The sequence below is a fragment of the Halorubrum rutilum genome (assembly GCF_024494565.1).
Map to the genome: position 1 here is coordinate 347,797 of NZ_JANHDN010000005.1, position 16,535 is coordinate 364,331.

Sequence of the window (16,535 nt, forward strand, 5' to 3'; positions counted from 1 at the left end):
CGCGACCGCTCGGCCGCCCGTCCCCACAACGACACGCCTTTTTCCGGGCCGACGCTCTCGTTCGCGTATGGACCAGAAGCGGGAGCTGTCGAGCATCGACCTCGCGGCCCTCGTCACCGAGCTCAATCGGTACGAGGGCGCGAAGGTCGACAAGGCGTACCTCTACGACGACGACCTGCTCCGGCTGAAGCTCCGCGACTTCGACCGCGGCCGCGTCGAGCTCATGATCGAGGTGGGCGACGTCAAGCGCGCCCACGTCGCGGACGCCGACCACGTCGCGGACGCGCCCGGTCGCCCGCCGAACTTCGCGAAGATGCTCAGAAACCGGATGTCGGGCGCCGACTTCGCGGGGGTCGAGCAGTACGAGTTCGACCGGATCCTCACCTTCGAGTTCGAGCGCGAGGACGAGAACACGACGCTCGTCGCCGAGCTGTTCGGCCAGGGCAACGTCGCCGCGCTGGACGAGACCGGTGAGGTCGTCGGGTCGCTGTCGACGGTCCGGCTCAAGTCCCGGACGGTCGCGCCCGGCGCGCAGTACGAGTACCCCGCCTCGCGGCTCAACCCCCTCGACGTGAGCCTCGGCGGGTTCGAGCGGCACATGCGCGACTCCGACAGCGACGTGGTGCGCACCCTCGCCACGCAGCTCAACCTCGGCGGCCTCTACGCCGAGGAGGTGTGTACCCGCGCCGGCGTCCCGAAGGAGACGCCGATCGAGGAGGCGACCGACGACCAACTCCGCGCGCTCCACGAGGCGCTCGAACGGATCGGCGACCGGCTCCGGTCCGGCGACATCGACCCCCGCGTGTACGAGGAGGAGCTGTCCGAGAGCGAGGCGGACGACCGCGAGCCGCGGGTGGTCGACGTCACGCCCTTCCCGCTCTCCGAGCACGAGGGGCTGCCGAGCGTCGGCTTCGACTCGTTCAACGCCGCCGTCGACGACTACTTCCACCGGCTCGACCGCGACGACAGCGAGGCGGGCGAGGCCCCGTCGGACGCGAGCGCCTCCCGTCCCGACTTCGAGGAGGAGATCGCCAAACAGGAGCGGATCATCGAACAGCAGAAGGGGGCGATCGAGGGGTTCGAGGAGCAGGCCGAGGCGGAGCGCGAGCGCGCCGAGCTGCTGTACGCGAACTACGACCTCGTCGACGAGGTGCTCTCGACGGTGCAGGACGCCAGAGCGGACGAGGTCCCGTGGGACGAGATCGCGGAGACGCTCGACGCGGGCGCCGAGCGCGGGATCCCAGCCGCGGAGGCCGTCGTCGACGTCGACGGCGGCGAGGGGACCGTGACGGTCGCGCTCGACCGCGAGGGCGACGAGGACGGCGAGAGCGACGGAGACGGCGACTCGGTCCGCGTCGAACTCGACGCGAGCGCGGGCGTGGAGGTCAACGCAGACCGGCTGTATCAGGAGGCCAAGCGCATCGAGGGGAAGAAGGAGGGCGCGATGGAGGCGATCGAGTCGACCCGGACGGAGCTGGAGGCGGTCAGGGAGCGCAAGGCCGAGTGGGAGGCGAAGCGGGCGGCCGACGACGGAGACGGCGAGGGCGAGGCGGGCGACGGCGAGGACGACGGAGACGAGGCGTACGAGACGGACTGGCTCTCGCGCTCCTCGATCCCGGTCCGGAGCCCCGACGACTGGTACGACCGCTTCCGGTGGTTCCACACCTCGTCCGGCTACCTCGTCATCGGCGGGCGCAACGCCGACCAGAACGAGGAGCTGGTGAAGAAGTACATGGGGAAACACGACCGGTTCTTCCACACGCAGGCGCACGGGGGGCCGGTGACGCTCCTGAAGGCCGCCGGGCCCTCGGAGTCGGCCGATCCGGTCGACTTCGCCGAGGAGACGCTCCGAGAGGCCGCGCAGTTCGCCGTCTCCTACTCCTCGGACTGGAAGGACGGCCGCGGCGCGGGCGACGCGTACATGGTCGAGCCGGACCAGGTGTCGAAGACGCCCGAGAGCGGCGAGTACATCGAGAAGGGGAGCTTCGTGATCCGCGGCGACCGCACCTACTTCGAGGACGTGCCCTGCCGGATCGCGGTGGGCGTGCAGTGCGAGCCCGTGACGCGGGCCATCGGCGGCCCGCCGTCCGCGATCGTCGACCGCGCGGCGACGTCGATCACGGTGGAGCCGGGGATGTACGCACAGAACGACGCCGCGATGATGGTGTACCGAGAGCTGAAAGAGCGGTTCGCGGACCAGTCGTTCGTCCGGAGGGTGGCGAGCGCGGATCAACTTCAGGAGTTCCTCCCGCCGGGCGGCTCCGACATCGTCGACTGAAGACCGACCGAAGGTCGCCTGAGCGGTCGAGGATCGCCGAGGGCGGACGGCGGGTGGAAACGCCCCGGCGCCTCCGCCGGAGCGCGACCCTTTCAAGCCTCCGCCCCCGACTCCGCCCATGAGCTTCGAGGCGCTGCCGGACGGCTGGCGCGTGTGGAACGAGGAGCCGAGCGGTCGCGCCATCCTCGTCTACCGGCCCGACGTGTTCGACGGCGACGACCTGCCGGCCGAGTGTCTCCCGACGATCTACCTGACGAACGGCGCGCGCAACGCCCGCCCCGGATCCGGTCAGTACGCGACCGACGAGTGGCACGTCGTCCTCTTCTTGGAGCCCGAGGTCGAGGCGGTCTCGGAGACGCGCGAGAGCCGCGAGGCCGGCGCGGCCGCCGCCGTCGACGTCGCGACGCGGTTCGCCGCCGGCGACGTGGACTACCGGGCGGCCTACCAGGTGCCGAGAGAGGCGTACTTCGAGCGGTTGGACGGGCTGATCGAGCGGAAGTGAACGAGACGGAGCGACCGGCGGGGTCGCCCGGTTCGATCCGCGTTCGTGGATATATATTCTGTCATAAATCCCGATCGCACCACGAACACGAGGATTTTTATCGCCTCCCGCCTCACCCTCGCGTACATGAACGCCGGTGGGGACCACACCGCTGACGGGCCGCGAGAGAAGTGCGGCGTCGTCGGCGTCTCGCTCGCTGACCGCGAGGCCGCGCGGCCGCTGTACTACGCGCTGTACGCGCTCCAACACCGGGGACAGGAGTCCGCGGGGATCGTCACGCACGACGGGTTCCAACAGCACAGCCACGTCGAGCGGGGGCTCGTCGGCGACGCGTTCGAGGAGGGGGACCTGGCGTCGCTGTCCGGCGGGACCGGTATCGGCCACGTCCGGTACCCGACCGCCGGCAGCCTCGACAAGAGCTGCGCGCAGCCGTTCTCCGTCTCGTTCAAGTCCGGCTCGCTCGGGCTCTCGCACAACGGGAACCTCGTCAACGCCGACGAGGTGCGCGAGGAGCTCGCGGCGGCGGGCCACGCGTTCACCTCCGACGGCGACACCGAGGTGATCGCCCACGACCTCGCGCGCAACCTCCTCGAAGAGGACCTCGTGCGCGCCGTCAAACACACGATGAACCGCATCCACGGCTCCTACTCGCTAGCGATCACCCACGACGACACGGTGCTTGGCGTGCGCGACCCGCTCGGGAACCGCCCCCTCTGTCTCGGGAAGATCGACGGCGGCTACGTCCTCGCCAGCGAGTCGGCCGCCATCGACACCCTCGACGGAGAGCTGATCCGGGACGTGCGCCCGGGCGAGCTGGTCGTCCTCGACCCCGACGGGAGCGGCTACGACACGTACCAGCTCGTCGAGCGCGAGTCGACCGCGCACTGCTTCTTCGAGCACGTCTACTTCGCGCGCCCCGACTCGGTCATCGACGAGAACCTCGTCTACGAGGTGCGGCGCAAGCTCGGTCGCAAGCTCTGGGCGGAGTCCGGCACCGAGTCGGACGTGGTGATGCCAGTCCCCGACTCCGGGCGCGCGTTCGCCTCCGGCTACGCCGACGCGGCCGGCGAGACGACCGCGGACGGGGAGCCCCGCCCGGAGGGGGACGCCGGCATCGAGTTCGCCGAGGGGCTGATGAAGAACCGCTACGTCGGTCGGACGTTCATCATGCCGACGCAGGACGAGCGCGAGCGCGCGGTCCGGCTGAAGCTCAACCCCATCCGGTCGACCGTCGAGGGGAAGTCGGTCACCATCATCGACGACTCGATCGTCCGGGGGACGACGTCGACCCAGCTCGTCGACCTCGTCCGCGAGGCGGGCGCCGAGGAGGTCCACCTCCGGATCGGCGCGCCGGCGATCGTCGCGCCCTGCTACTTCGGGATCGACATGGCGACCCGCGAGGAGCTGATCGCCGCCGACGCCTCCACCGAGGAGATCCGCCAGCAGGTCGGCGCCGACTCCCTCTCGTACCTCTCGATCGACGCCGTCGCCGAGGCCCTCGGCGAGAGCCGCGCCGACCTCTGTCTCGGCTGCGTCACCGGGGAGTACCCCTTCGACGTCGAGGGCGAGGAGACCGACCGCGACCTCGATACCGCCGCGCCCGACCCCACGCCGGCGGACGACTGATCGGGTCGTCGTCGGCCGGTCGGACCCGTTCTCCGGTGCCGGCGAACCCCCTTCGTCCCCGCCGCCACGCCCCCGGCGGCCCCGCCGTCTCGGGTTCTCGCGACGCGAGCCCGGAATCGGGAATTTAAATACGCCCACGCCGGGAGGTACGCGTATGACATCCGACGCCGACGACGCGACGATGAGTCGCCGCGGGCTGTTCAGGGCCGGCGCCGCCGGCGCCGCCGTCGCGACCGGTCTCGCCGCCGGGTCCGGGACCGCGGCCGCCCAGTACGGCGGGTACCTGGACGACGTCGACAACTACGAGGGCACCGTCGACTACACCGGGCGGGACGAGGTCACGGTCAGCGTCGGCGCGGTCAACGGGCTCCGGTTCGACCCCGCGGCGATCCTGATCGACCCCGGGACGACCGTCGTCTGGGAGTGGACCGGCGAGGGCGGCGCGCACAACGTCGTCGCCGAGGACGAGACGTTCGACAGCGGCGAGACGGTCTCCGAGGCGGGGACCACCTTCGAGTACACCTTCGAGGACGCCGGGGACGGGGACACGTTCAACTACTACTGCACGCCGCACAGGGCGGCCGGAATGAAAGGGGCCGTCGCGGTCGGCTCCGTCGACGACGACCTCATCGAGCCGGACGCCGGCGGGGACGGCGGCGACGGCGGGAGCGGTGGCGGAGACGGCGGAAGCGGCGGCGAAGACGGCGGAAGCGGTGGAGGCGGCGACGGCGGGGACGGCGGCGGGAGCGGCGGCCGCGCCCTCACTGCGGGCGACATCGGCGCGCTCGCGCTCGGCTTCGGCTTCGCCGGCGCGCTGCTCGTCCCGCTCTTCTACGCGGCCCACCAGATGGCGAACGACTGACGGTAACGCGACCGGACCGCGGCGTACCCCTCGGTCCGCGCCGACGCCGACCGCGGGTCAGCCGTCGGTCCGCCGGTCCGCGCCGACGCCGAACCGCGACCGCAACCCGACGAGGACCGCCGCGGTCCAGATCACCGCTTCGAGGTAAAACGACGGCGTCCCGACGTAGAAGGCCGCGAAATCTCCCGGCGGGATGCCCAGGGGCTCGGGCTGTTCGAGCACCGGCCACAGCAGCGACACCGCGTTCTCGGCCCGTCCGTTCACGACGATATGGAGCGTGTCGAGCGCGAGGTGGGATCCCCAGCCGACCGCCGCCGCGAGCCCGCGTCGGTGCCGCGCGGCGACGGCGACCGCGAGGGGAGCGAGCAGCGCGGAGTGGCCGACGGAGTGGTAGACGTCGACGACGCCCAGCGCGCCGAGCGGCTTGTCGACGGCGTCCGGCAGCGTCGCGCCGACGACGAGCCACCCGACCGAGAGCGTCGGCGTCCCCGGGAGGCGCTCCCGGACGCGGGGGCGGCCGGACAGCCACCCGATCCAGCCGGCGACGAGGAGGTGGGTCGGGAACAGCACGGCGGCCCGTACGGGCGACGACGGCTTCAACCTTCGTCGTCGATCTCGGCGGTCGGGGGCCCGAATTCGGATCGATCGGTGCCGGACGGATCGCCCGGATCAGAAGGCGTGGTACAGCATGACGTACACGCCGATCCCCATCGTGAACGAGATCAGCCAGAGGACGGCGCCGACGAGACCGACCTGCGCGTGCCGGGTGTGGTACAGCTCCTCGTGCGAGCGCGTCGCGGCGAGCAGGAGCGCGTGGAAGACGAACGGGAGACAGGCGATCGCGAGCAGGACGTGGATCCCGAGGAAGGGGAGGTAGAGGTACGTGTAGACGGGCTCGGGACCGGGAAACGGCGTCGTCCCGACGTGGATGAGCCGGTAGAGGTACGCGACGAGGAAGGCGGTAAAGAGGCCGAACGAGGCGATCATGAAGTTCCGGTGCCGCTGGACGTTCCCGCGCGAGATCGCCCGCCACCCGAGGAGGATGGTGACGATGGCGGTCGCGGAGACGGCGGCGTTGAAGTGCGGGATCGCGGCGAGGACGGCGTCGCTCGCGCGCGGCAGGAGGGAACTCGGGATCGCGCCGCCGACGGCACCGAACACCACGGCGAGCGCGGCGACGGAGGCGACGGCGGTCAGGACGGGGACGTTCTCGCGGGCCCAGTCGGACATGCTCGTGAGGTGGGACGCGACCCCCAAACGCGTGCCGGTTGCGGTCGGCGCGTTCCGGTCGCGGTCGCCGAGTCACGGCCGGCTCCGCCGCCCGGCCGTCTGCGAAACCCCGGCACGGTACTCCCGAATGGAAGGGCTTTTAATTAGGGGAAAGGTAGGTGAGTACGCGACAGAACACCGCGAGCGTGGGTAGCCAAGCCAGGCCAACGGCGCAGCGTTGAGGGCGCTGTCCTGTAGAGGTCCGCCGGTTCAAATCCGGTCCCACGCATCGCTCGGCGGCACACCCGCCACACCGATGCACGGTGTTGTCTCTACGACAGCACCCACGCACAACTCCTTTCGAACGTTACGCGCCGAGTGGCTACTCTGTGGTGGGTACCGACTAGCGACATCGTGAGCACCGCCAAAGCCCCACCCGCTCGGTCATAAATTGCTGTTGGCGGATCGACGGCGGACACCTCCAAAGCCCCAGCCGCGAAACCGCAGTACGCTCGTTGCGCTCCTCGCTCGCTACGCTCGCTGCGGTGCTTACGTCGCCTACTGCGGTTTCGCGGCTGCCCCTTTGAGTCCCGCCCCGCACAGCACGGCACCTCACGCCTCCCCAGCCTCGTCGGCCTCCCTCCGCTTCGCTCCGGTCGGCCGACTCCCTCGCGCGTGCTGTCTCGCGGCCACCGGCGGCGGCCGCTCGCAGGCACGCGCCACCTCCCAGTCATTTATGAGCACTCTCAGTAATCACGATTCTCGTCGCTCGCGCGAACTGCCACCCTTTTAGTCGCGCGCCGCCGGAGTGTGGCGTAATGAGTACGGACGCGACCCCCGAGTACGACTACGAGGAGCTGGGGCTCGTCGCCGGGCTGGAGATCCACCAGCAGCTCGACACGGAGACGAAGCTGTTCTGCGACTCCCCCACCGTCGAGCGCGACCCCGAGGAGTCCGACCGGTCGATCACCCGGCGGCTCCACCCGACGAAGAGCGAGCTGGGCGAGCTCGACGACGCCGCGGTGGAGGAGAGCCGCGTCGACCGCGAGTTCACCTACCTCGCGTACGACACCACCTGCCTCGTCGAGGAGGACGACGAGCCGCCGCGCCGCGTCGACGACGAGGCCCTCTCCGTGGCGCTGCAGATCGCCGACCTGCTCGACGTGTCGGTCGTCGACCAGGCGCACGTGATGCGGAAGCTCGTCATCGACGGATCGAACACCTCCGGCTTCCAGCGCTCGATCCTGCTCGGCCAGAGCGGGGAGATCGAGACGAGCGAGGGCCGGGTGTCGATCGTCGACCTCATGCTGGAGGAGGAGTCGGCCAAGCGCGTCGAGGAGAAGGAGGACGGGGTCGTCTACTCCCTCGACCGCCTCGGCGTCCCCCTCGTCGAGATCGGGACCGGCCCCGACATCCGGAGCCCCGAGGGCGCCCGCGAGGCCGCCGAGCGGATCGGGATGCTGCTGCGCTCGACGGGCGCGGTCAAGCGCGGGCTCGGGACGATCCGGCAGGACGTGAACGTCTCCATCGCCGACGGCGCCCGCGTCGAGGTGAAGGGGGTTCAGGACCTCCGGGGGATCGAGGAGATCGTCCGCGGCGAGGTCGGGCGGCAGGCCGAACTCCTGGCGATCCGCGACGAACTCCGCGACCGCGACGCGAGCGTGGGCGACGTCGCGGACGTCACCGACGTCTTCGCCGACACCGAGTCGGGCGTCATCCGGGGCGCGCTCGACGCGGGCGGGAAGGTCACCGCGGTCCCCCTCTTCGGCTTCGACGGGCTCGTCGGCCGCGAGATCCAGCCCGACCGCCGGCTCGGCACGGAGCTCTCCGACCACGCGAAGCGCCACGGCGCGGGCGGGATCTTCCACACCGACGAGCTGCCGGCCTACGGCGTGACGGACGAAGAGGTCGACGCCCTCCGCGACGCGGTCGGCGCGGGCGAGGGCGACGCGGTCGCCATCGTCGCCGCCGACCCGGAGACGGCCGACCTCGCGATCGAGGCCGCCGCCGACCGCGCCGCCGCCGCGATCGAGGGCGTCCCCGAGGAGACCCGCGGCGCCAACGACGACGGGACCACGCGCTACCTCCGGCCGCTGCCGGGCGCCGCGCGGATGTACCCCGAGACGGACGTACCGCCGGTCGAGCCCGACCCGTCCGACGTGGACCGCCCGGAGCTCCTCGACGAGAAGACCGACCGCTACGTCGAGGAGTTCGGGCTCGACCGCGGACTCGCCGAGCAGGTCGCGTTCGGCCGGCGCTTCCCGCTGTTCGAGACCGCGGTCGACCGCGGCGTCGACCCCACCTTCGCCGCGTCGACGCTGGAGTCGACGACGACGGAGATCCGTCGGGACGGCGCGCCCGTCGAGAACCTGACGGACGACCACTTCCTCGACCTGTTCGCGCTCGTCGAGGACGGCGACCTCGCGAAGGAGGGGGTGCCGGAGGTGCTGGCGACGCTCGCCGAGGACCCCGAACTCACGGCCGCGGCGGCCGTCGAGGAGGCGGGCCTCTCGGGCGTGAGCGAGGCCGAGGTGCGCGAGGCGGTCGTCGAGGTCGTCGAGCGCAACGCCGACCAAGTCGAGGCCGAGGGGATGGGCGCGTTCTCCGGCCTGATGGGCGAGGCCATGGGGGCGCTCCGCGGGAAGGCCGACGGCGAGGTCGTCTCCGACGTGCTCCGCGAGGAGATCGCCGAGCGGTCGTAGCGCCCGACGGTCGCACATTCCGCCCCCGGTCGTCCCCGTCACTTACTTGTCGCCGGCCCGTATCCCGATCCGAGAGGTAACACTCGATGGACGATCCGCCACCGACCGACGACGACACGTCACGGACCGACGGATCCGGTCCCGCACCCGATCCGGCAGTCGCACACACCCGCGGCGACCGCGTCTCGGAGGTGACAAACCAGTTCGTTCACGGCGTCGAGTTGGCCGCCGCGGCGCTTTTCGCGCTCCTGTTCGGCATCGGTGTCGTCGACCTCGCGATCCAGATCGCGGAGTCGGTCCCCACCGGCGAGATCACGGACCCGAACACCGTCATCAGCTTCATCGAGACGGGACTCCTCCTGCTCATCATCGTCGAGGTGTACGAGACGGTCGTCGCGTACATCGAACAGAGCGACACCCGTCGCATCGTCAGGCTGGTAATCTACACCGGCGTCATCGCGATGGTCCGGAAGGTGATCATCTTCCGCACCACCGAGTACGCGACGACGCAGGACGCGCTGTTCGCCGCGCTCTCGTACACGCTGGTCGTTCTGGGGCTCGTCGCGCTCCTGTTCGTCGAGCGGTCCATCGGGCCGTCGATCACCACTGACTGATTCGCGCTGCTCGGTGGTCGGGCGCCGTCTCACTCCGTCAACTCCGCCAGCAGCGTGTCGAGGTCGTACGTCGCCGGCGCGCGCGGCTCGTCGCGGAGGGTCGCGATCGTGAACGTCGAGTTCGTGCGCTCGACCTCCGGGATCGCCTCGAAGTCGCTGATCAGCCGCTCGACGGTGTCGGACGAGGAGAGCCGCGCGAGCACGACGAAGTCGGTCTCGCCCATCGTGAAGAACGCCTCCGTGACCCCCTCGACCGCGAGCAGTTCGTCTGCGAACGCCTCGTACGGCCCCTCGTAGTCGGCGAGCACCTCGACGATCACGGTGACGCCGAGCCCGAGCGCCTCGTGGTCGAGGTCGTACAGGTCGTTCTCGATCACGCCGTCGTCGCGCAGGTTGTTCAGCCGGTAGTGGATCGTCGACACCGGGATCCCGGTCTCCTCGTGGAGCCGCTCGGGACTCCCGGTGCCGAGGTCCGAGATCGCCTTCAACAGCCGCACGTCGCGCTCGTCCATACCCCGCCTTCGCGTGAGAGACTGTTGTATATTCCGACCGACAGGCTTGTACTCGACTCCAAGAACGGTGCTCGATCCGGGACCGTATTGCAGTTCGTTCGTATGTGTGATTGTTCATTCTAAATACCTCCAATTCTAAGAGAATAGTTTAACCACGTCGAGAATCTTCGATCTGACACTCAATGAAGTCACGGACGTTCCTCTCTACTTCGGAATCGGTCGTCGCCGCGTTCGTCCTCCTCGCGGTCCTGTGGGGCACCTCCTTCGTCGCGATCGAGGCCGGGCTGCACTACTTCCCGCCGCTGCTGTTCGCCGGCGTCCGGTACGCGATCGCCGGGGCGATCGTGCTGGGGATCGCCGCGGTCGCGTCCGGCCGGACGGTGCCGCGGGGCCGCGACGAGTGGCTGGGCGTCGCCGTCGCGGCGACCTTCGTGATCGCCGCCTACCACGGCCTGTTGTACGTCGGCGAGCTGTACGTCTCCGGCGCGGTCGCCGCCGTCGTCGTGAGCCTCGCGCCGGTGTTGACCGCGGTGTTCGCCGCCCTCCTCCTCCCGAACGAGCGCCTCGGCCCCGTCGAGATCGGCGGCTTCGCGCTCGGGATCCTCGGGGTGGTGGTGATCGCCGATCCCGCGGCGGCCGGCGTCGACGGTTCCGCCCTGCTCGGCGTCGGGCTCGCGTTCGCCGGCGCCGTCGCCTTCTCGCTGGGCGCGGTGCTGCTCCGGCCGCTCCGGACCGACCTCCCGATCGCCGCCCTGCAGGGCTGGGCGATGGTCATCGGCGCCGGGCTCCTGTTCGTCGGCGCCGCCGCGCTCGGCGAGTCGCCGGCCGCGATCGAGTGGACCCGGACCGCGATCGCCTCGCTCGCGTACCTCACGCTGCTGTCGGGCGTCCTCGCGTTCCTGATCTACTTCGCGCTGCTCGACGCGGTCGGGCCGGCGCAGCTCCACCTCGTCGGGTACGCCGAGCCCGTCGTCGCCGCGGCCGGGAGCTGGCTCCTGCTCGGCAGCCTGATCGAGGCGGAGGCCGTCGTCGGGTTCGTCGCGATCCTCGCCGGCTTCCTCGCGCTGGAACGCCGCGAGATCGCCGCGTACGTCGGGTTCGACGCGTACCACTGGCCCGCGCTGATCGGTCGGAAGTGACGGGGCCGCGCGAGCGACCGCCGGCGGTCGGGACGATCCGCCCTCAGCCGTCGGGGCGATCCGCCCTCAGCCGTCGATGTCCGCGGTCAGCCCGGCCCGGAGGTCGCGCCCGAGGTAGTGACCGAGGAGCGCGACGACGAGCCCGAGCCCGCCGCCGACCGCGAGCAGGGGAAGCCCCCACTGCCGGAGGTAGTCGATCCCGATCGGGAGGAAGCCGACGCCGAGGACGTTCGTCACCGCGACGAGCGCTCCGGCCGCGCCGCCGGCGAGCCCGGTCTCGACGTACCGGCGGGCGGAGAGGACCAGCCCGACCAGGAACGCGGCGAGGAAGACCCCTCCGGCCGACCCGATCGTCCCGCCGATGAAGGGGATCGCGCCGCCGACGAAGACGCCGACCGCGACGGCCGCGGCCGAGAGCGCGAACGCCTTCGCCGAGAACCACCCACCGCTCGTCCCGAGGCGACCGCCGTCGTCGCTCGCCGCGGTCGCCCGCCCGGACGACTCGCTCGGCGCGGCGTCGGTCCCGGCGCCGTCCGACGACGCGGTCGAGCCGCCCTCGGCGAGGTCGTCGTCGAGGAGGTCGTCGAGGTCGTCCATCGGGTCGCCGTCGGACGACTCCTCCTCCTTGGAGGGTTGCATACCGGAGCGTTCGCCCGTGAGACCTTGTGTCTTGTGCCCGGAGTCGGATCCCGTCCGACCGTCTGACCGGCCGTTTTCACCGGAAACGGGGTATCTCGCGGGCGAGCGACGGCGACGCGGAGAGCGCGGCCGCGGCCGATCCCGTTCGCGGTCGGTCCCGACTCCCCGTCCCGGACCTCAGCCCTCACCGTCCGGCTCGCGCGACCCCCACACGCGCTTGTCGACGAGCTCGACCGTCGTCGGCCCGTCGACGGTCACCTGACAGGAGAGCCGCGGGTAGCCGAACCGGGCCGCGAGCCGGTCGTGCCAGTGGTCCGCCGGCGGCCCCTCGCGGACTCGCACGCCACAGGTGGCGCAGATCCCGCGCCCGCCGCAGTTCAGCCGCCGCGTCGCGGCCGCATACGGCGACAGATCGGCGTCGAGGAGGACGCGTCGCAGGTTCCGGCCGACCTCGACCGACAGCTCGGTGCGCTCGTCGCCGTCGACGACGGTCAGGGGAACGGTCTCGGCCTCGGCATCGGTCATGCGACGCCCGTGATTACGTCCGCGGCCACATAGGTGAGCGGGTCCCGCGCCGGCGACGCGGCGCCCCGCGCGAGCGACCCGGAACGACTTTCGGCGCCCGCCCCGACCCGGTCGACATGGACACGCGCCGCGCGCTGCTCGACGCCCTGGCGGACGGACCGGTCTCGGGTCCGGCGCTCGCCGCGGAGCTCGACGTCTCGCGGACCGCGGTGTGGAAGGCGGTCGAGGCGCTCCGCGAGGAGGGGTTCGCCGTCGAGTCGACGCCGGACGGCTACGTCGCGCCCGCGGATCCCCCCTACTGCGCGGCCGGGATCGAGTTCGGGCTCGACGCGCCGTACGCGGTCGAGTACCACGAGAGCCTCCCGTCGACGAACGACCGCGCCCGCGAGCTGGCGGCCGAGGGCGCCGCCGACGTCGCCGTCGTCGCCGACGAGCAGACCGGCGGTCGCGGGCGGCTGGACCGCGAGTGGGTCGCGCCGAGCGGCGGCGTCTGGCTCTCGCTCGTCGCGCGGCCGACGGTCCCGCCGGCCCGGGCGCCCCTGTTCACCCTCGTCGCGGCGGTCGCGACGGTCGACGCCTGCCGCGAGGCCGGCGTCGACGCGCACATCAAGTGGCCGAACGATGTGCTCGTCGGGGGCGACGAGGGAACCGAGAGTGGGACCGGAGACGCGAGCGCGCGCTCCGGACGCGGCGGGCGCAAGCTCGCGGGAATACTCACGGAGATGGAGGGGGAGGCCGACCGGGTGTCGTGGCTCGTCGTCGGGGTCGGGGTCAACGCGAACCTCGACCCCGAGGCGCTGCCCGCGGACGCGACCTCGCTGCGTGCCGAGGCCGGCGGCGACGTCGACAGGCGCCGGTTCGCGGCGACGCTCCTCGAACGGTTCGCGTCGCTCGCGGGGGCGGTTGACGAGCCCGACCGGATCCTCTCGGCGTGGCGCGACCGGGCGAGCACGCTCGGGCGGCGGGTGCGGGTGGAGACGCCGACCGGGTCCGTGACCGGGACCGCTGTCGACGTCGAGTCCCCGGGCGCGCTCGTGATCGACACCGGCGAGGGGACGCGACGGGTCCACGCGGGCGACTGCGAGCACCTCCGCGACGCCGGGGACTGACCCCGCGGACTACGTCCGCCCCGACGCTCCCGACTCGGTTTCGTCTGCCGGCTCCCCGTCGGTCGCCGCCCCTTCGTCGGTCGTCCCCTCGCTCGCGCCCTCTGCGACGCCCGGCTCGGAGGGGACGTCGCCGTCGATCCGGACCGTCAGGACGGGCACGGCCGACCCCCGGACGACCTTCTCGGCGACGCTCCCGAGGAGGAGGCGGTCGATCCCGCCGCGACCGTGGGTCCCCATCACGACGAGGTCGAAGTCGTTGCCCTCGGCGTATCGGACGATCTCCCGGCTCGGCGACCCCTCGACGACCGCCGTCTCCACGTCGACGTCGGTCCCCGCCGCGAGCTCCTCGACCGCGCCTACGGCCTCGTCGGCGTCGCCTCGCAGGAGCTCGCCGACCCCCTCCCACGAGGCCTCCATCGGCATCCCCGCGTACCGCGCCGAGTCGACCACGTGGATCGCGTGGACCGTCGCGTCGTGGACCGCGGCGAGGTCCACGGCGTGCGCGACCGCTCGCTCCCCCTCGGCGGACCCGTCGGTCGGAACCAGGATTCGGTCGTATAGTGACATGTGATCACACAGTACGTGATTTCGCCGACGGGCTTACGCTTTGCCCCGACCCCGCGAGGCGGTCTCGGGGCGAATCCGGACCGGTTCGGACCCGCTTCGTCCCTCGTTTGTCCCCACAGAATCGTCACCGACCGTCAGTCGTCGCCGGGCGTGACCGACCCCGTCTCCGGACCGGCGTCGGTGAGTCCGGCGGTGTTCGCGACCGTCGCGATCTCGGGGCGGAACACCCACGCCGCGAGCAGGACGATCGGGACCATCGTGGCGGCCGTTATCGAGTACCCCACGTGGAGGTTGGCGAGCCACGGCGCGGAGTAGATCAGCGGGTAGACGATCCCGCCGACGGTGCCGACGCCGCCGACGACCCCGGCCACGGCGCCGGAGCTGTCCGGGAACATCGCCGGCACCTGTGCGAAGATCGCCCCCTCGGCCCACGCACAGCCCGCGCCGACGAGGAACCCGACTATCACGGCGTTCATCACGACGCCGGAGAGCCCGGCGAGCGTCATCGCGACCATCGTCACCACGATGAAACAGAGCCCGAGGAACGTCCACTGCTCGCGGTAGTGGCCCTCGAACACCGGGAGGATGTTCGTCTCCGTGCGGGCGAGCACGTCGCTGATGTACCCGCCGAACGGGCGGAGCAGCCCGGCCGCCACGGAGAACGTCGCCGCGAAGGTACTGGCGAGCACGAGGTTCTGCGTGTCGAACCCCTCGCGGTAGTAGGTGGCCAGCCAGCCGTTCATCGACAGCTCCAGTCCGAACGACATGACGTAGGCGGCCGCGAGCACGACCGTCCCGTATCGGGTGGCCGTGTGGAGCCAGCCCCGCAGCGTCGCGTTCTCCCTGGTCGCCTGCCGCTTCTCGTCGCTCTTCGCGGCCTCGCCGAAGACGAGGTAGACGCCCGCGAGGAGGATGGAGACGATCCCGGTGTAGAAGAAGGCGGCCCGCCAGTTGGTCTGGAACAGCGGGCCGCTCCAGTCGGCGCCGAACACTCGCGGGAGCACGAGCGCGCCGCCCGCCGCTCCGGCGTTGCCGACGCCGGCGTAGATCCCCTCGGCCAGTCCGAGGTTCTCCTCCTCGAACCACTCGGCGACGTGCTGGATGCCGATGACGAACGTGATCCCCGCCGTGGCGACGATCAGCCGCGTCGCGAAGAACACGCCGTATCCCTGCGCGAACGCGCTGGCGATGGAGAACACGCCGACGTACGCGAGCACGATGGAGAAGATGACCGGCGCGCCGAACCGGTCGGAGAGCCACCCGGTGAGGATGCGACCGAACGGCGCCATCCAGATCGCCGAGCTGGCGAGGATACCGATCTCGGCCGTCGTGAGGGAGAACTCCTCGGCCATCCCGCCCGTGAACGGCGCGAACGAGAACCAGATCAGAAACGAGAAGTTGAATCCGACGGTCGCCAGGAGCAGCGTCCGGTACTTCGTCATCCGGATCGGACTCTTCACGCGCCGGTCACCTCGAAGTCGGCCGCGAGGGCGGTCGGATCGCTGCGAACGGAGACGGTACGCGCCTGCGTGTTTCCGGTAAACATCTGGTCGAACATGGCTTCTTTCACGTCTCATAGGCACACTCGGGCGTTTAATAAGGAAATCGGTGAGTGTACACACGATAATACGGCATTTCGTTAGTCGTTTCGCGAACGCAGTTCGGCGCCGAGTAGTATTCCTGCTATGAAAATCGAATTTAAAACACCGGGTCGAATAACGGATAGAAATTTACACTCGCTACTACTGAGGCCGACTTAGTGTAGTTATTTACCGTGATATAGCCGCCTCGTGGCCTGAGACGGCGGATGCGCCGGAGTCTACCGACTTTCGAAACGTCCACCGGCGGATCGAACGCTCCCGAAGGGGGCCGCGATCGCTCTCGCAGCCGCGCGGGCCGCGCCGGCCGCACCGGGCGCACCGGCCACGCCGGAGCGCGCGTTTAAGCCCCCGGCGCGCTAACGTGGTGGCATGACTCACGAAGTGCACCTGTCACGCGTCGAAGGCGAACTCCGCGAGCGGTCGTACCCGACGAGCCGCGAGACGCTCGTCGACGAGTGCGCCGGAACGACCGTGCTGTTCGCCGACGGCGACGCCGACCTCGGCGACCTCGTCGCCGAGATCGACCAACCGCGGTTCGAGAGCGCCGAAGACGCGTTCACCGCGCTGCAGAACGTCCTCCCCGTCGAGGCGGTCGGGGAGCCCGGCCAGTCCGACGGCGACGCCTGATCGGACCCGTCGGTCGCGTCGGA

Annotated in this window: 16 protein-coding genes and 1 tRNA gene; 10 read left to right on the forward strand and 7 right to left on the reverse strand. The window is 70.9% G+C overall.

Annotated features, from left to right (window positions below; genetic code table 11):
- Positions 1 to 67 precede the first annotated feature (67 nt).
- From rqcH to NO900_RS12835, 4 genes are all read left to right on the forward strand, one after another.
- The gene (gene rqcH, locus NO900_RS12820) at positions 68 to 2,278 is read left to right on the forward strand and encodes a ribosome rescue protein RqcH (RefSeq protein ID WP_256409609.1); all 2,211 of its coding nucleotides are present in this window, start codon (positions 68 to 70) and stop codon (positions 2,276 to 2,278) included.
- Between the two features lie 118 nt (positions 2,279 to 2,396).
- Complete coding sequence (locus NO900_RS12825) at positions 2,397 to 2,780, forward strand: DUF5820 family protein (RefSeq protein WP_256409610.1); 384 nt, start codon at positions 2,397 to 2,399, stop codon at positions 2,778 to 2,780.
- 126 nt (positions 2,781 to 2,906) lie between these two features.
- Complete coding sequence (purF, locus tag NO900_RS12830) at positions 2,907 to 4,406, forward strand: amidophosphoribosyltransferase (RefSeq protein WP_256409611.1); 1,500 nt, start codon at positions 2,907 to 2,909, stop codon at positions 4,404 to 4,406.
- 154 nt (positions 4,407 to 4,560) lie between these two features.
- Positions 4,561 to 5,268, forward strand: coding sequence for a halocyanin domain-containing protein (locus NO900_RS12835; RefSeq protein WP_256409612.1), 708 nt, complete (start codon positions 4,561 to 4,563; stop codon positions 5,266 to 5,268).
- 57 nt (positions 5,269 to 5,325) lie between these two features.
- Here NO900_RS12835 and NO900_RS12840 read toward each other — a convergent pair whose 3' ends face one another.
- Complete coding sequence (locus tag NO900_RS12840) at positions 5,326 to 5,838, reverse strand: metal-dependent hydrolase (RefSeq protein ID WP_256409613.1); 513 nt, start codon at positions 5,836 to 5,838, stop codon at positions 5,326 to 5,328.
- A gap of 99 nt (positions 5,839 to 5,937) precedes the next feature.
- Positions 5,938 to 6,498, reverse strand: coding sequence for a DUF420 domain-containing protein (locus tag NO900_RS12845; protein ID WP_256409614.1), 561 nt, complete (start codon positions 6,496 to 6,498; stop codon positions 5,938 to 5,940).
- Between the two features lie 183 nt (positions 6,499 to 6,681).
- Here NO900_RS12845 and NO900_RS12850 point away from each other — a divergent pair.
- The 3 genes from NO900_RS12850 to NO900_RS12860 all read left to right on the forward strand — a co-directional run bounded on the left by NO900_RS12850 (position 6,682) and on the right by NO900_RS12860 (position 9,793).
- Positions 6,682 to 6,766 (forward strand) — tRNA-Leu (locus tag NO900_RS12850).
- Positions 6,767 to 7,295: 529 nt separating this feature from the next.
- The gene (gene gatE, locus NO900_RS12855) at positions 7,296 to 9,179 is read left to right on the forward strand and encodes a Glu-tRNA(Gln) amidotransferase subunit GatE (RefSeq protein ID WP_256409615.1); all 1,884 of its coding nucleotides are present in this window, start codon (positions 7,296 to 7,298) and stop codon (positions 9,177 to 9,179) included.
- Positions 9,180 to 9,265: 86 nt separating this feature from the next.
- Positions 9,266 to 9,793: a phosphate-starvation-inducible PsiE family protein gene (locus tag NO900_RS12860; RefSeq protein ID WP_256409616.1), complete on the forward strand. Its 528-nt coding sequence runs from the start codon at positions 9,266 to 9,268 to the stop codon at positions 9,791 to 9,793.
- Positions 9,794 to 9,822: 29 nt separating this feature from the next.
- Here the strand turns inward: NO900_RS12860 and NO900_RS12865 are convergent, their stop codons facing one another.
- The gene (locus NO900_RS12865) at positions 9,823 to 10,305 is read right to left on the reverse strand and encodes an Lrp/AsnC family transcriptional regulator (RefSeq protein WP_256409617.1); all 483 of its coding nucleotides are present in this window, start codon (positions 10,303 to 10,305) and stop codon (positions 9,823 to 9,825) included.
- Between the two features lie 182 nt (positions 10,306 to 10,487).
- Between NO900_RS12865 and NO900_RS12870 the strand changes: the two genes are divergently transcribed.
- Positions 10,488 to 11,444, forward strand: coding sequence for a DMT family transporter (locus NO900_RS12870; protein WP_256409618.1), 957 nt, complete (start codon positions 10,488 to 10,490; stop codon positions 11,442 to 11,444).
- Between the two features lie 66 nt (positions 11,445 to 11,510).
- Here NO900_RS12870 and NO900_RS12875 read toward each other — a convergent pair whose 3' ends face one another.
- Together NO900_RS12875 and NO900_RS12880 are read right to left on the reverse strand one after the other, a co-directional pair.
- On the reverse strand, positions 11,511 to 12,083 hold the full coding sequence (locus NO900_RS12875) for a hypothetical protein (RefSeq protein ID WP_256409619.1): 573 nt from the start codon (positions 12,081 to 12,083) through the stop codon (positions 11,511 to 11,513).
- 177 nt (positions 12,084 to 12,260) lie between these two features.
- Positions 12,261 to 12,608, reverse strand: a complete 348-nt coding sequence (locus NO900_RS12880) for a 2Fe-2S iron-sulfur cluster-binding protein (RefSeq protein ID WP_256409620.1) — start codon at positions 12,606 to 12,608, stop codon at positions 12,261 to 12,263.
- A gap of 116 nt (positions 12,609 to 12,724) precedes the next feature.
- Here NO900_RS12880 and NO900_RS12885 point away from each other — a divergent pair, with 116 nt between their 5' ends.
- Positions 12,725 to 13,717: a biotin--[acetyl-CoA-carboxylase] ligase gene (locus tag NO900_RS12885; protein WP_256409621.1), complete on the forward strand. Its 993-nt coding sequence runs from the start codon at positions 12,725 to 12,727 to the stop codon at positions 13,715 to 13,717.
- A 9-nt stretch (positions 13,718 to 13,726) separates the two neighbouring features.
- Here the strand turns inward: NO900_RS12885 and NO900_RS12890 are convergent, their stop codons facing one another.
- Both NO900_RS12890 and NO900_RS12895 read right to left on the reverse strand, forming a co-directional pair.
- Positions 13,727 to 14,284: a universal stress protein gene (locus NO900_RS12890; RefSeq protein WP_256409622.1), complete on the reverse strand. Its 558-nt coding sequence runs from the start codon at positions 14,282 to 14,284 to the stop codon at positions 13,727 to 13,729.
- A gap of 134 nt (positions 14,285 to 14,418) precedes the next feature.
- Positions 14,419 to 15,726: an MFS transporter gene (locus NO900_RS12895; RefSeq protein WP_256409642.1), complete on the reverse strand. Its 1,308-nt coding sequence runs from the start codon at positions 15,724 to 15,726 to the stop codon at positions 14,419 to 14,421.
- Positions 15,727 to 16,254: 528 nt separating this feature from the next.
- Between NO900_RS12895 and NO900_RS12900 the strand changes: the two genes are divergently transcribed.
- The gene (locus NO900_RS12900) at positions 16,255 to 16,512 is read left to right on the forward strand and encodes a DUF5789 family protein (protein ID WP_256409623.1); all 258 of its coding nucleotides are present in this window, start codon (positions 16,255 to 16,257) and stop codon (positions 16,510 to 16,512) included.
- Positions 16,513 to 16,535: the final 23 nt, after the last annotated feature.